The sequence below is a fragment of the Bradyrhizobium japonicum USDA 6 genome (genome assembly GCF_000284375.1).
In the GTDB taxonomy this organism is placed as follows: Bacteria; Pseudomonadota; Alphaproteobacteria; order Rhizobiales; family Xanthobacteraceae; genus Bradyrhizobium; species Bradyrhizobium japonicum.
Window position 1 is genome coordinate 1,200,947 of record NC_017249.1, and the last position, 12,917, is coordinate 1,213,863.

General features: G+C 64.5%; 13 protein-coding genes and 1 riboswitch. Of the genes, 10 read left to right on the plus strand and 3 right to left on the minus strand.

Annotated features, from left to right (window positions below; genetic code table 11):
• The first annotated feature begins 4 nt into the window (after positions 1-4).
• From pstA to phoB, 4 genes are read left to right on the plus strand one after another with little or no spacing between them, the layout of a single operon-like run.
• Positions 5-850: a phosphate ABC transporter permease PstA gene (gene pstA, locus BJ6T_RS05460; protein WP_014491297.1), complete on the plus strand. Its 846-nt coding sequence runs from the start codon at positions 5-7 to the stop codon at positions 848-850.
• Entirely contained in the window at positions 847-1,668 is an 822-nt protein-coding gene (gene pstB / locus BJ6T_RS05465) for a phosphate ABC transporter ATP-binding protein PstB (protein ID WP_014491298.1), read from the plus strand. Before pstA ends, pstB begins: the two co-directional genes overlap by 4 nt.
• Positions 1,669-1,679: 11 nt before the next feature.
• Positions 1,680-2,396, plus strand: coding sequence for a phosphate signaling complex protein PhoU (phoU, locus tag BJ6T_RS05470; protein ID WP_014491299.1), 717 nt, complete (start codon positions 1,680-1,682; stop codon positions 2,394-2,396).
• A gap of 14 nt (positions 2,397-2,410) precedes the next feature.
• Entirely contained in the window at positions 2,411-3,118 is a 708-nt protein-coding gene (gene phoB, locus BJ6T_RS05475; protein ID WP_014491300.1) for a phosphate regulon transcriptional regulator PhoB, read from the plus strand.
• Between the two features lie 107 nt (positions 3,119-3,225).
• On the opposite strand, the gene BJ6T_RS05480 is transcribed toward phoB, so the two are convergent.
• Positions 3,226-3,738 carry a GcrA family cell cycle regulator gene (locus tag BJ6T_RS05480; RefSeq protein ID WP_014491301.1) on the minus strand — a complete coding sequence of 171 codons (513 nt, stop codon included), beginning with the start codon at positions 3,736-3,738 and terminating at the stop codon, positions 3,226-3,228.
• A gap of 456 nt (positions 3,739-4,194) precedes the next feature.
• On the opposite strand from BJ6T_RS05480, the gene BJ6T_RS05485 reads away from it, so the two are divergent.
• From BJ6T_RS05485 to BJ6T_RS05495, 3 genes are all read left to right on the plus strand, one after another.
• On the plus strand, positions 4,195-5,403 hold the full coding sequence (locus BJ6T_RS05485; RefSeq protein ID WP_028169969.1) for an aspartate aminotransferase family protein: 1,209 nt from the start codon (positions 4,195-4,197) through the stop codon (positions 5,401-5,403).
• The gene (gene argF, locus BJ6T_RS05490; protein ID WP_014491303.1) at positions 5,403-6,326 is read left to right on the plus strand and encodes an ornithine carbamoyltransferase; all 924 of its coding nucleotides are present in this window, start codon (positions 5,403-5,405) and stop codon (positions 6,324-6,326) included. The genes BJ6T_RS05485 and argF overlap by 1 nt, the downstream gene beginning before the upstream one ends.
• A gap of 255 nt (positions 6,327-6,581) precedes the next feature.
• Positions 6,582-7,589 carry an Hsp33 family molecular chaperone gene (locus BJ6T_RS05495; protein WP_028169970.1) on the plus strand — a complete coding sequence of 336 codons (1,008 nt, stop codon included), beginning with the start codon at positions 6,582-6,584 and terminating at the stop codon, positions 7,587-7,589.
• A 167-nt stretch (positions 7,590-7,756) separates the two neighbouring features.
• Here the strand turns inward: BJ6T_RS05495 and apaG are convergent, their stop codons facing one another.
• Positions 7,757-8,149, minus strand: a complete 393-nt coding sequence (gene apaG, locus BJ6T_RS05500) for a Co2+/Mg2+ efflux facilitator ApaG/CorD (RefSeq protein WP_014491305.1) — start codon at positions 8,147-8,149, stop codon at positions 7,757-7,759.
• A 179-nt stretch (positions 8,150-8,328) separates the two neighbouring features.
• Between apaG and BJ6T_RS05505 the strand changes: the two genes are divergently transcribed.
• From BJ6T_RS05505 to BJ6T_RS05515, 3 genes are read left to right on the plus strand one after another with little or no spacing between them, the layout of a single operon-like run.
• Positions 8,329-9,594 carry an OpgC domain-containing protein gene (locus BJ6T_RS05505; RefSeq protein WP_014491306.1) on the plus strand — a complete coding sequence of 422 codons (1,266 nt, stop codon included), beginning with the start codon at positions 8,329-8,331 and terminating at the stop codon, positions 9,592-9,594.
• Complete coding sequence (locus BJ6T_RS05510; RefSeq protein ID WP_014491307.1) at positions 9,594-10,373, plus strand: SGNH/GDSL hydrolase family protein; 780 nt, start codon at positions 9,594-9,596, stop codon at positions 10,371-10,373. The genes BJ6T_RS05505 and BJ6T_RS05510 overlap by 1 nt, the downstream gene beginning before the upstream one ends.
• Positions 10,374-10,385: 12 nt before the next feature.
• Positions 10,386-11,375: an SGNH/GDSL hydrolase family protein gene (locus BJ6T_RS05515; protein ID WP_014491308.1), complete on the plus strand. Its 990-nt coding sequence runs from the start codon at positions 10,386-10,388 to the stop codon at positions 11,373-11,375.
• Between the two features lie 124 nt (positions 11,376-11,499).
• Here BJ6T_RS05515 and BJ6T_RS05520 read toward each other — a convergent pair whose 3' ends face one another.
• The gene (locus tag BJ6T_RS05520; RefSeq protein WP_014491309.1) at positions 11,500-12,687 is read right to left on the minus strand and encodes an O-succinylhomoserine sulfhydrylase; all 1,188 of its coding nucleotides are present in this window, start codon (positions 12,685-12,687) and stop codon (positions 11,500-11,502) included.
• Between the two features lie 74 nt (positions 12,688-12,761).
• A riboswitch (SAM riboswitch) is annotated at positions 12,762-12,841 on the minus strand.
• Between the last annotated feature and the right edge of the window lie 76 nt (positions 12,842-12,917).

The window sequence follows — 12,917 nt, forward strand, 5'->3', positions numbered from 1 at the left end:
CGCCATGAACCCGATCTATTCACGCCGCCGCCGCAAGGACATCGTCGTTCGCGGTCTCTGCATGGCCGCCGCCGCCTTCGGCGTCACCTGGCTTGCGCTGATCCTGATCACGCTGCTCTACAACGGCATCGCCGGTCTGAACCTGGAGATCTTTGTCGCGGACACTCCGCCTCCGGGCTCGACCGAAGGCGGCCTGCGCAACGCCATCGTCGGTTCGATCATCATGACCGTGCTCGGCGTCGGTATCGGCGCGCCGCTCGGCCTGTTTGCCGGCACCTATCTTGCCGAGTACGGCCGCAACGATCGCCTGACCTCGGTGATCCGCTTCATCAACGACATCCTCCTGTCGGCGCCCTCGATCATCATCGGCCTGTTCATCTATGGTGCGGTGGTGGTGCCGATGCGCGGCTTCTCGGCGATCGCAGGCGCGCTCGCGCTCGCGGTCATCGTCATCCCGGTGGTGCTGCGCACTACCGAGGACATGTTGCTGCTGGTGCCGAACGCGCTGCGTGAGGCGGCGTCCGCGCTCGGCCTGCCGCGCTCGCTGGTGATCAAGCGCATCGCTTATCGTGCCGCCCGTTCCGGCCTCATCACCGGCGTGCTGCTCGCGACCGCCCGCGTCGCCGGCGAGACCGCGCCGCTGCTCTTTACTGCGCTGTCGAACCAGTTCTTCAGCCTCGGCCTGAACAAGACGATGGCGAACCTGCCGGTCACCATCAACAACTTTGTCCAGAGCCCCTACGCCTATTGGAAGCAGCTCGCCTGGAGCGGCGCGCTGCTGATCACGATTACCGTGCTTGCCCTGAACATTGGCGCGCGCATCCTTGGCGCCGAGAGGACCGCAAAATGAGTGAGCTTTCCGTATCGATGAGCGCGGCCGGTGGTTTGCCGCAGGCGCCGGTGTTGCCCGAGGCCCCGGCCAAGGTGACGGTGCGCAACCTGAACTTCTATTATGGCGAGCACCACGCGCTGAAGAACATCAATCTGGCGCTCGGGACCAACCGAGTCACGGCGTTCATCGGCCCGTCGGGCTGCGGCAAGTCCACCCTGCTGCGCATCTTCAACCGGATGTACGATCTCTATCCGGGCCAGCGCGTCACCGGTCAGCTGATGCTCGACCAGACCAACATCCTCGACCCCAAGCTGGACCTCAATCTGCTGCGCGCCCGCGTCGGCATGGTGTTCCAGAAGCCGACGCCGTTCCCGATGACGATCTACGAGAACATCGCCTTCGGCATCCGTCTCTATGAGAAGATCTCGAAGTCCGAGATGGACGACCGCGTCGAAAAGGCGCTGCGCGGTGGCGCGCTGTGGAACGAGGTCAAGGACAAGCTCAACGCCTCCGGCCTGTCGCTCTCCGGCGGCCAGCAGCAGCGCCTCTGCATCGCCCGCACGGTCGCGGTGCGGCCCGAGGTGATCCTGTTCGACGAGCCCTGCTCGGCGCTCGACCCGATCTCGACCGCCAAGGTCGAGGAGCTGATCCAGGAGCTGTCCGAGAACTACACGATCGCGATCGTCACCCACAACATGCAGCAGGCGGCGCGCGTCTCCGACAAGACCGCCTTCATGTATCTCGGCGAGCTGATCGAGTTCGACGACACCAGCAAGATCTTCACGTCGCCGACCGACCGGCGCACGCAGGATTACATCACCGGCCGGTTCGGCTGAGGAGACGGAACATGGGTTCTGAACATACCGCAAAGGCCTTCGACACCGACCTCCAGGAGCTCACGCGCCTGGTCGCCGAGATGGGAGGCATCGCCGAGCGCATGATCGTCGATTCCGTCGACGCGCTGATCCGCCGCGACGTCGCGCTCGGCCAGCGCGTCGTCACCATCGACGCCGATCTCGACGCGCTTCAGAAGAAGATCGAGGAGCGCGCCGTGCTCACCATCGCGCGCCGCCAGCCGATGGCGGTCGATCTGCGCGAGATCGTCGGCGCCATGCGCGTCGCGACCGATCTCGAGCGGATCGGCGACCTCGCCAAGAACATGGGCAAGCGCGTCGCGGCGCTGGAGACGGATTTCCATCCGCTCAAGCTGTTCCGCGGCCTGGAGCACATGACCGATCTCGTGCAGCAGCAGGTCAAGTCGGTGCTGGATGCCTATGCCGCGCACGATCTACCGGCGGCGATGGCGGTGTGGAAGGGCGACGAGGAAGTCGACGCCATCTGCACCTCGCTGTTCCGCGAGCTGCTCACCTACATGATGGAGGATCCGCGCAACATCTCGTTCTGCATCCACCTGATGTTCTGCGCCAAGAACATTGAGCGCATCGGTGACCACGCCACCAACATTGCCGAGACCGTGTTCTACATGATCGAGGGCCAGGCGATCACCGACAAGCGGCCGAAGGGCGACATGACGACCTTCGCCACGACGGTCCCGAACACTTAAGGAGCGACGACACCATGGGCGCACGCATTATGGTGGTTGAGGACGAGGAAGCTCTCACCGAGCTTCTCCGCTACAACCTCGAAGGCGACGGCTATGACGTCGAGACGGTGATGCGCGGCGACGACGCCGACACCCGCCTCAAGGAGCACATCCCCGATTTGATCGTGCTCGACTGGATGCTGCCGGGCCTCTCCGGCATCGAGCTGTGCCGGCGGCTGCGCACCCGGCCCGAGACCAAGCAGCTTCCGATCATCATGCTCACCGCGCGCGGCGAGGAGAGTGAGCGGGTGCGGGGTCTTGCGACCGGCGCCGACGACTACATCGTCAAGCCGTTCTCGGTGCCGGAGCTGCTGGCACGCGTGAAGGGCCTGCTCAGGCGCGCCAGCCCGGAGCGGCTCGCCACCGTGCTCGCCTATGGCGACATCGAACTCGACCGCGACAAGCGCCGCGTGGCGCGTTCGGGCCGGCCGATCGATCTCGGCCCGACCGAATATCGCCTGCTGGAGTTCTTTCTGGAGCATCCCGGCCGCGTGTTCTCGCGCGAGCAGCTGCTCGACAGCGTCTGGGGCCGTGACATCTACATCGACGAGCGCACCGTCGACGTCCATATCGGCCGCCTGCGCAAGCTGCTCAATCTCGGTCGCGAGCAGGACCCGATCCGCACCGTCCGCGGCGCGGGCTACGCACTGGACGATCGCTTTGCGAAGGCGGAGCAGGCGTAAGGTCCGCTGCAAGCCGGCAAACAAAAAGCGCGCCACCCGGCGCGCTTTTTTTCTTGCTCGATCGTCCCGGCTCTGTGCCGGGACAAGGTTGTCTGCTGGAGCTGTACTCAGCGCGGACCCGGCTTCGCCGGTGCACGCCGGCGATCCGCCGCGGGCTGATACGCCACGCGCGAGTGCTGGGCGCAGTAGGGCAGGCCGGAGAGCGCCTTGCCGCCGCAGAAGAAGAAATCCGGGCTCGAGGGGTCGCCGACCGGCCAGTGGCAGGTGGCCTCGTTCAGCTCCAGCAGAGACAGCCGCTGGCTCATCGGCACGACGTTGTCGTAGGTGACCGGTTCGGCCTCGACCTCGACTTCGAAGGCTTGCGCCAGCGCGGTGTTGCCGCGTGCGATCGGGCGGGTCACCCGCATCATGTGCTGGGCGGGGCGCGCCTTGCGCGGCCGCGGCGCTGCCGATGAAGGGCTCTTGGCGCGGCCCGACAGGCCGAGCCGGTGCACTTTGCCGATTACGGCATTGCGGGTCACATTGCCGAGTTCAGCGGCGATCTGGCTGGCCGAAAGTCCGGCCTCCCAGAGCTTTTTCAGCTGCTCGACGCGATCATCCGACCAGGTCAAAACGGTCATTGCACCCTTTCCTTCGCCGGCGCCTGCCATCCTGGCGGCCGCACGGCGAATGCCTAAGCCTCGAAAAACCCGTGCCGCCAGAATCCCTTAAGGCTCGCCGGGCGCGCCAGATGCGCCCGAACGCTTACGCCGGTACATGAGGACTCTTGGGATCAGAACTGCTGCACGAGATGTCGTATCTGACAAGCCAAACGCTACAATATGGCGTGACTCACGCGCAAGAGTCCGCCGACTCGCTTCCACATGTTCCGTGGCGGAAATACGCAAAATCGCCACCGCAAGACTACGGATTCTGGGTTTCGCGAGGCTTTCCGGGCGGCATTGACACCGGTTTCATCAGGCATAAGATAGTCACACGTGCCGCCCTTAAAAGGCGGCACGTTTCGTTTTCCGGGCCGGTCGATGGTGCGTTGCGCAATGCACGCTCACGCCGTCCGCAACATTCAAGTGATCGTCATGACTAACAGCGCAGCGCCGCATTTGCTCCCCGTTTTCGCCAGGTCCGACCTCGGTTTCGAGCGCGGTGAAGGCTGCTGGCTGATTGCGACCAATGGCGATCGCTATCTCGATTTCACCTCGGGCGTGGCGGTGAATGCGCTCGGCCATGCTCATCCTGCGTTGGTCAAGGCGTTGCAGGAGCAGGCCACCAAACTCTGGCACATGTCGAACCTGTTCCAGAGCCCGGACGGCGAGAAGCTTGCCGCGCGTCTGTGCGATGAAAGCTTCGCGGACTTCGTGTTCTTCTGCAATTCCGGCGCTGAAGCGCTGGAAGGTGTGATCAAGCTGGTCCGCCATCATCACTTCTCCAAGGGGCATCCGGAGCGTTACCGCATCATCACCTTCGAAGGCGCCTTCCACGGCCGCACGCTGGCAACGCTCGCCGCGACCGGTTCGGCAAAATATCTCGAAGGGTTCGGCCCGCCGATGGACGGCTTCGACCAGGTCCCGCATGGCGATATCGAAGCCGTCAAGAAGGCGATCGGTCCGCAGACCGCCGGCATCCTGATCGAGCCGATCCAGGGCGAGGGCGGCGTACGTTCGGCAACGCCCGCCTTCCTGAGGGCGTTGCGCCAGCTCTGCGACGAGAAGGGCCTGCTGCTCGCGTTCGACGAGGTGCAGACCGGCATGGGCCGCACCGGCGATCTGTTCGCGCATCGCCGCACCGGCGTCACGCCTGACGTGATGTCGCTGGCCAAAGCGCTCGGTGGCGGCTTCCCGATCGGCGCGGTGCTGGCGACCGCGGACGCGGCTGCGGGCATGGGGCCCGGCTCGCACGGCTCGACCTTCGGCGGCAATCCGCTCGCGATCTCGGCTGCCAACGCCGTGCTCGACGTCATGCTCAAGCCCGGCTTCTTCGACCACGTGCAGAAGATGTCGCTGCTGCTCAAGCAGAAGCTCGCCTCCGTGATCGATCGTTATCCCGACATCGTCAGCGAAGTGCGTGGCGAAGGCCTTCTGATCGGCATCAAGGCCGTGGTGCCGTCAGGCGATCTCGGCGCGGCATTGCGCAACGAAAAATTGCTCACGGTCGGCGCCGGCGACAATGTCGTGCGCTTCCTGCCGCCCTTGATCGTCACCGAAGCCGAGATCGAGGACAGCGTCGGGCGGCTCGAGCGCGCCTGCGCCGCGATCTCGTCCAGTCAGACCAAGCGGGCGGCAAGCTGATGAGCAAGTCTCCGAAGCACTTTCTGGATATCAACGAGCTCCCGTTGTCGGAGCTCAAGAGCATGCTCGCGGCCTCCTCCGCCATGAAGGCAAAGCAGAAAGCGCACCAGCCGGTGAAGCCGCTGGAAGGCAAGACGCTGGCGATGATCTTCGAGCGTCCGTCCACGCGCACCCGCGTTTCGTTCGACGTCGCCATGCGCCAGCTCGGTGGCGAGCCGATCATGCTGACCGGCGCCGAGATGCAGCTCGGCCGCGGCGAGACCATCGCCGACACAGCGCGCGTGCTGTCGCGCTATGTCGACGCCATCATGATCCGCATCCTCAATCACGAGGCCCTGCTGGAGCTGGCGGAATATGCGACGGTGCCCGTCATCAACGGCCTGACACGGCGCTCGCATCCTTGCCAGGTGATGGCCGACCTCATGACCTACGAAGAGCATCGCGGCCCGATCGAGGGCAGGACGGTGGCCTGGACCGGCGACGACAACAATGTGCTGGCGTCCTGGGCGCATGCCGCCGAGCGTTTCAAGTTCAAGCTCAATGTCGCGACGCCGCCGGAGCTCGCGCCGAAAAAGGTGATGCGGGACTTCATCAAGGCTACCGGCGCGCCGATCGTGCTCGGCACCGATCCCGAGGCCGCCGTGAAGGGGGCCGACTGCGTCGTCACCGACACCTGGGTGTCGATGGGCGACAAGGAAGGCGAGCACCGTCACAACGTGCTCAAGCCCTATCAGGTCAATTCGAAGCTGATGTCGCTGGCCAAGCCCGATGCGCTGTTCATGCATTGCCTGCCCGCCCATCGCGGCGAGGAAGTCACCGACGAAGTGATCGACGGCCCGCAATCGGTCGTGTTCGACGAGGCCGAAAACCGCCTGCATGCGCAGAAGGGCATTCTGGCCTGGTGCTTTGACGCGGTGAAGTAATCTCACTTGTAGCCCGGATGGAGCCGGCGAAATCCGGGTTTGTGTCCGCAGTTGGAGTGGTCCCGGATTGCGCTGCGCTCCATCCGGGCTACGCGGGCTATCGCGTAATCCTGTGGCTATGGGTCCCGTATCAGCGCTTTGCGCGCCCCGGGACGACATCGAATTTGCAGGATCCTGTGCGATCATAGGTGCATCCGGAACACGCGCCCCTTGAGCCCTCTTCCATTTTCCTCCATCGACCCCAGATAAAGCGCCATGGTTTCCCAATCCCCTGACATGAATACCGGGCCTGAAGGCCCGGTTCGCGCACCATCAGCGGTTCCCATCGATGACGCTGTGCTGCCTTACGAGGTGGACGCACTCGACGTGCGCGGCCGCCTGGTGCGGCTCGGTCCCGCGCTCGACGAGATCCTGACCAAGCACGATTATCCCGCTGCCGTGGGCAAGCTGCTCGGCGAGGCCATCGTGCTGACGACGCTGCTCGGCTCGGCGCTGAAGTTCGAGGGCCGCTTCATCCTCCAGGCCCAGACCGACGGTCCGGTGTCGTTCCTGGTCGTCGACTACATGGCGCCGGATCGCCTGCGCGCCTATGCGCGCTACGATGCCGAGCGCCTCGGCGAGACAAAAGATTCCGGCACGCTCCTCGGCAACGGTCATCTCGCCATGACCATCGACCAGGGTCCCGACATGAGCCGCTACCAGGGTCTGGTCGCGCTCAACGGCGGCGGCCTGGAAGATGCCGCCCACGAATATTTCCTGCGCTCCGAGCAGATCCCGACGCGCGTGCGTCTCGCGGTCGGCGAGGAGTGGCGCTCGAACGACGGCGGCAAGCATCGCTGGCGCGCCGGCGGCATGCTGATGCAGTTCCTGCCGAAGGCGCCCGAGCGCGCGCGGCAGGCCGATTTGCATCCCGGCGATGCGCCCGAAGGCGCGGAGGTGCATGCTGTCGCCGAAGACGACGCCTGGGTCGAGGCGCGTTCGCTGGTCGAGACCGTCGAGGACGTCGAGCTGATCGACCCCGAACTCTCCGGCGAGCGGCTGCTGTTCCGCCTGTTCCACGAGCGCGGCGTGCGTGTGTTCAATCCGCTGGTGCTGAAGGCGCAATGCTCCTGCTCGCGCGACGCGGTTGGTGCGATGCTGAAGAGCTTCTCGCCCGACGACCGCGCTGCCATGGTCAAGGACGACAAGGTCGTCGTGACCTGCGAGTTCTGCTCGTCGGTGTACCAGTTCACGCCGCACGAGGCGGGCGTGGAAGACGCGTAGGGGTCGCATCCTCCGTCATTGCGCGCCACACACTTGGTATCCTCGCCCGACTTGATCTGGCGATCCAGTCGTAGGGTGGGCAAAGCGCAGCGTGTCCACCATCTTATGCGTCGCGCTCGGAATGGTGGGCACGGCGCTTTGCGCCTTTGCCCACCCACGGCGCCGCGCTAGTTCAACACCCGCTTGTTGTCCGGGCTGTCCAGCGAGAACGTCGGTACGTCGATCTCGAAGCGTTCGCCGCTTTCGCTGACCATCTGGTAGCGGCCGGTCATGAAGCCCGAGGCGGTCGCGAGCGGCACGCCGGAGGTGTATTCGAAGCGCTCGCCGGGAGCCAGGGTCGGCTGCTCGCCGACGACGCCCTCGCCCCTGACCTCCTGCTGGCGGCCGGTGGCATCGGTGATGATCCAGTGCCGCGTCTTCAGCTGCACAGTTTCGTCGCCGGAATTGGTGATGACGATGGTGTAGGACCAGAAATAGCGGGAGCGGTCGGCCGACGACTGCTCCGGAACAAAGTTCGGCTCGACGGTCACTTCGATTTGGCGGGTCACGGCGCGATACATGGCTGCCATCATAACGAAAACCCGGCCGGGAACCAACGCCCGCAGGCGGTTTTGGCGACATCGTGCCGCCAGAATTGCCGAGGAAGTAGACCCAATGTGATCCGGCCGCTTTGCGAGACGACGGCCGGACCTGTACACTCCTTGATACGTCGCGATTTGCGGAAGGGTTTCGGGCCCCGATGACCATTGCCGACCAAGTGACGGGATCGACGATCGCGGGAACCGGCAAGCCTGCGGAGGCCAGACCTGCGGAGGCGAAGCCGTGCTCCGCCGCGCCGGCCATCACGCTGCCCGCCATCGGCGAGCGCGAGCTCCGGCTCGACCTGTTCCGCGGACTCGCGCTGTGGCTGATCTTCGTCGACCATCTGCCGCCGAGCCTTTTGACCTGGTTCACGATCCGCAATTACGGCTTCAGCGACGCCACCGAGATCTTCATCTTCATCTCCGGCTACACTGCGGCGTTCGTCTACGGTCGTGCCATGCTCGAAAGCGGCTTCGTCGTCGCCACCGCGCGCATCCTGCGGCGCGTCTGGCAGATCTATGTCGCGCACGTCTTTCTGTTCACGATCTTCCTCGCCGAAATCTCCTACGTTGCGACCAGGTTCGAGAACCCGCTCTACACCGAAGAGATGGGCATCATGGATTTCCTCAAGCAGCCCGATGTCACGATCGTGCAGGCGCTGCTGCTGCGTTTTCGTCCGGTCAACATGGACGTGCTGCCGCTCTACATCGTGCTGATGCTGGCGCTGCCCTTGATCTTGTGGCTGATGAAATGGCGGCCCGACGTGACGCTCGGTCTCTCGGTCGTGCTCTACGAAGTGACCTGGGAATACGACCTCTATCTGTCGGCCTATCCGAACGGCTTCTGGGCGTTCAATCCCTTCGCCTGGCAATTGCTTTTCGTATTCGGTGCATGGTGTGCGCTCGGAGGTGCGCGACGGATGTCGCGCATCCTGGCGTCCCGCGTCACGATGTGGATATCGATCGCCTATCTGGTCGCGGCGTTCTACGTGACGCTGACCTGGTATGTGCCGCAGCTCTCCCACTTCATGCCGAGGCGGCTCGAGCAGTGGATGTATCCGATCGACAAGGCCGATCTCGACGTGCTGCGCTTCACGCATTTCCTGGCGTTCGCCGCACTCACCGTTCGCTTCCTGCCCCGGGAATGGCCGGGCCTGAAATCGCCTTGGCTGCGGCCGCTGATCCTCTGCGGCCAGCATTCCCTGGAGATCTTTTGTCTCGGCGTCTTCCTCGCCTTCGCCGGCCATTTCATCCTGGCCGAAGTCTCCGGCGGCGCAGCCATGCATGCGCTGATTAGTCTCTCCGGAATCCTGATCATGTGGGGCGTGGCCTGGGTGATTTCGTGGTACAAGCGCGTGGCTGACAAGAGCGGTGCGAAAACCAAAAACGCCGTCGGCAACGCCGATCTGGCGGGAGGGGGCTGATGAAGGCGAAGGTTCTCCTGAGCCTGGTCCTGCTGTGCGGCAACCTCGCCGCGCCCCTGGCGCGCGCGGGCGATGCCGTGCAGGCTGCTCCGGCCGCGCCCCCGGCCTGCGAATTGCCATCCTATCTACTCACCACTGACAGCCAGCTTCCGAGGGTCGCCGATGCCATCAAGGCCGGCAAACCGCTCGAAATCCTGGTCATCGGCAGCCGTTCGACCACGATTCCGGCTTCGGAGGACAGCTCCTATCCGGCGCGCATGCAGGCCATCCTGCAGGACAGGCTGCTGCCGTCGGAGACCGTGCACGTCTCCGTAGAAATACAGAGCAAGAAGACGGCCGAGGAGGCGGCCGCCACCTTCGTTAAGCTGATGGAAGCAAAAAGGCCTACTTTGGTCATCTGGCAGACCGGGACTGTGGATGCTATCCGAGCGATTGATCCCGATGATTTTCGCGGGGCGGTGACCGAAGGGGTTTCCGCGTTGCAAAAAGCAGGGGCTGACGTCGTGTTGATGAACTTGCAGTACAGCCCGCGTACCGAAACCATGATCTCGGTGCCGCCCTATCTCGACAATATGCGGGTGGTGGCGCAGGAGCATGACATCCCGCTGTTCGACCGTTTCGCGATCATGCGGCAGTGGAACGATCAGGGTCAGTTCGACCTGTTCAGCCCGTCCCGCGGGCCAGAGCTGGCGAAACAGGTCCATGATTGCCTTGGCCGGGCGTTGGCACAGTTCGTGATCGACGCAGCCCATCTGGGGCCGGCTGAGCAGCAAAATTGAGGTCTAGCGTTAATGAGTTCTCTCCGCCCTTTTTGCCTGACGGCATGGCTGGCTGCCCCCGCGGCGGCTCTGCTGTTGCTGACGCCGGTGTCGCTGGCACCGGTGCAGGCGCAGGCGACGCAGGCAACGCCCGCGCCGCAGCAGGCCGCTAGTCCGGCTTCCACGTCGCCCTCCCAGACCACCGTCGCCGCGACGTCCCACGAGCAGCGCGGCGTGACCGCGCGCGCCATCGACAAGGTGAAGCAGGTCGCGAAATCCGCCGGCGACATTTTCAGCCGCGTGCCCTGCCTCACGCCGAAGGGTGGCTCGAAGACCATGGGCTCGCTGCCGCATGTCGCGGGCAAGCTCGCCGCCGGCAAACCCGTCGTGATCGTCGCGTTCGGCTCGTCGTCGACGGCCGGCTATGGCGCGAGCTCGCCCGATTTCAATTATCCGAACCGTCTCGCCGCGCAGCTCCGCCGGCAATATCCGACCGCCGACATCACCGTCATCAACGCCGGCGTCGGCGGCGAGGACGCGCCCGAGATGATGAAGCGCCTCCAGAAGGAGGTGATCGACGTGCATCCGGATCTCGTGATCTGGCAGGTCGGCACCAATGCGGTGCTGCGCAATCTCGATCCCGGTGACACCGCCAAGATGGTCGAGGACGGCATCTCCCGCATCCAGGCCGCCGGCGGTGCCGACATCGTGCTGGTCGATCCGCAATATTCGCCGGCCGTCAACCAGCGCAAGGAGAGCGCCGGCAAGATAGTGCACCTGCTCGGCAAAGTCGCCGAGCTTCGTCACGTCGGCATCTTCCCGCGTTTCGAGGTGATGCGCGACTGGCACGAAAATCAATCGATCCCGGTCGAGAGTTTCGTGATCGCCGACGGCCTGCATATGAACGATTGGGGTTATGCCTGCTTCGCCCAGCTCCTCGGCGACGACATCATCCGCTCCGTCGGCCAGATCAAGCTCGGCGTCAACGTGCCCGCGGACGTGCGGACGTATCGGCCGATGTGAGCTTCCGTAGGGTGGGCAAAGGCGCGCCATTCGCGCGCCGTGCCCACCATCTATCGGCGATATGATCGTGAATGGTAGGCACGCTCCGCTTTGCCTACCCTACGATTCCGAGCTCGTGGAGCCCTCACGCCTTCTCCAGCGCTGCGGTCAGATCCTCGATCAGATCATCCGCATGCTCGAGCCCCGCCGAGAAGCGGATGAAGCCCTCGCTGATGCCGAGCGCGGCGCGGTCTTCCGGCTTGAGGCGCTGATGCGTCGTGGTCGCCGGATGCGTGACGAGGCTCTTGGCATCGCCGAGATTGTTCGAGATTTTTGCAAGCTTGAGCTCGTTGAGCACGCGGAACGCGCCCTGCTTGCCGCCCTTGACCTCGAAGCCGACCAGCGTCGAGCCGCCGCGCATCTGCTTCTTCACGAGAGCTGCCTGCGGATGATCGGCGCGGCCGGGATAGACCAGCCGTGAAATCTTCGGATGGCTCGCCAGCACGTCGGCGATGCGTCCCGCCGTCTCGGTCTGCGCGCGCACGCGCACACCGAGCGTTTCCAGGCCCTTGAGCAGGACCCACGCGTTGAACGGCGAGATCGACGGGCCGGTCTGGCGCATGAAATTGTGGATGTGCTCGGCGATGAACGCTTCCGACGACAGGATGATGCCGCCGAGACAACGGCCCTGGCCGTCGATGTGCTTGGTCGCGGAATAGACCACGACGTCGGCCCCTAGCGCGAGCGGGCTCTGCCAGATCGGCGTCGCGAACACGTTGTCGACGACGAGCCGCGCGCCGCCGCTGTGCGCGATCTCGGCGATCCCTGGAATGTCGAGCACGTCGAGCGTCGGATTGGTCGGGCTCTCCAGGAAGAACGTCTTGGTGTTCGGCCTCAAGGCGCGCTGCCATTGGTCGAGATCGAGGCCGTCGACCAGCGTGGTCTCGATGCCGTAGCGCGGCAAGAGGTCCTGAATGACGTAGAGGCACGAGCCGAACAGGGCGCGGGAAGCGACCACGTGATCGCCGGCCTTGAGCGGCGCCAGGATCGCGGTCGTCACCGCGGCCATGCCGGTCGCCGCCGAGCGGGCGGCTTCGGCGCCTTCGAGCTCGATCATGCGGCGCTCGAACATCGCGATGGTCGGGTTGGAGTAGCGCGAATAGATGAAGCCGGGGTCCTCGCCCTTGAACCGCGCCTCGCACTCCTCGGCGCTGTTGTAGACGTAGCCCTGGGTCAGGAACAGCGCCTCCGACGTCTCGCCATATTGCGAGCGCAGGGTGCCGGAATGGACCAGACGGGTTTCGGGACGGTAGTTGGCGGTCGACTTCGACATAGGTACCTCCGACATGACCGTCTCGTCGAAAACGGTCACAAAAAAACCGGCCTGGATATCTCCACGGGCCGGGATCACAGAGGTCCCCGGCCTGTTTAGCGACTTATTTAACGTGGCTGCAAGCCGGCCGGCTCAAATCACCACGGGATAAGTCATGCTCATATTCCGCAATGCCCTTTTCGTCAAGGCGTCCATCGGATAGCCGTAAAAAGCTGTATTTTCCGCATGTC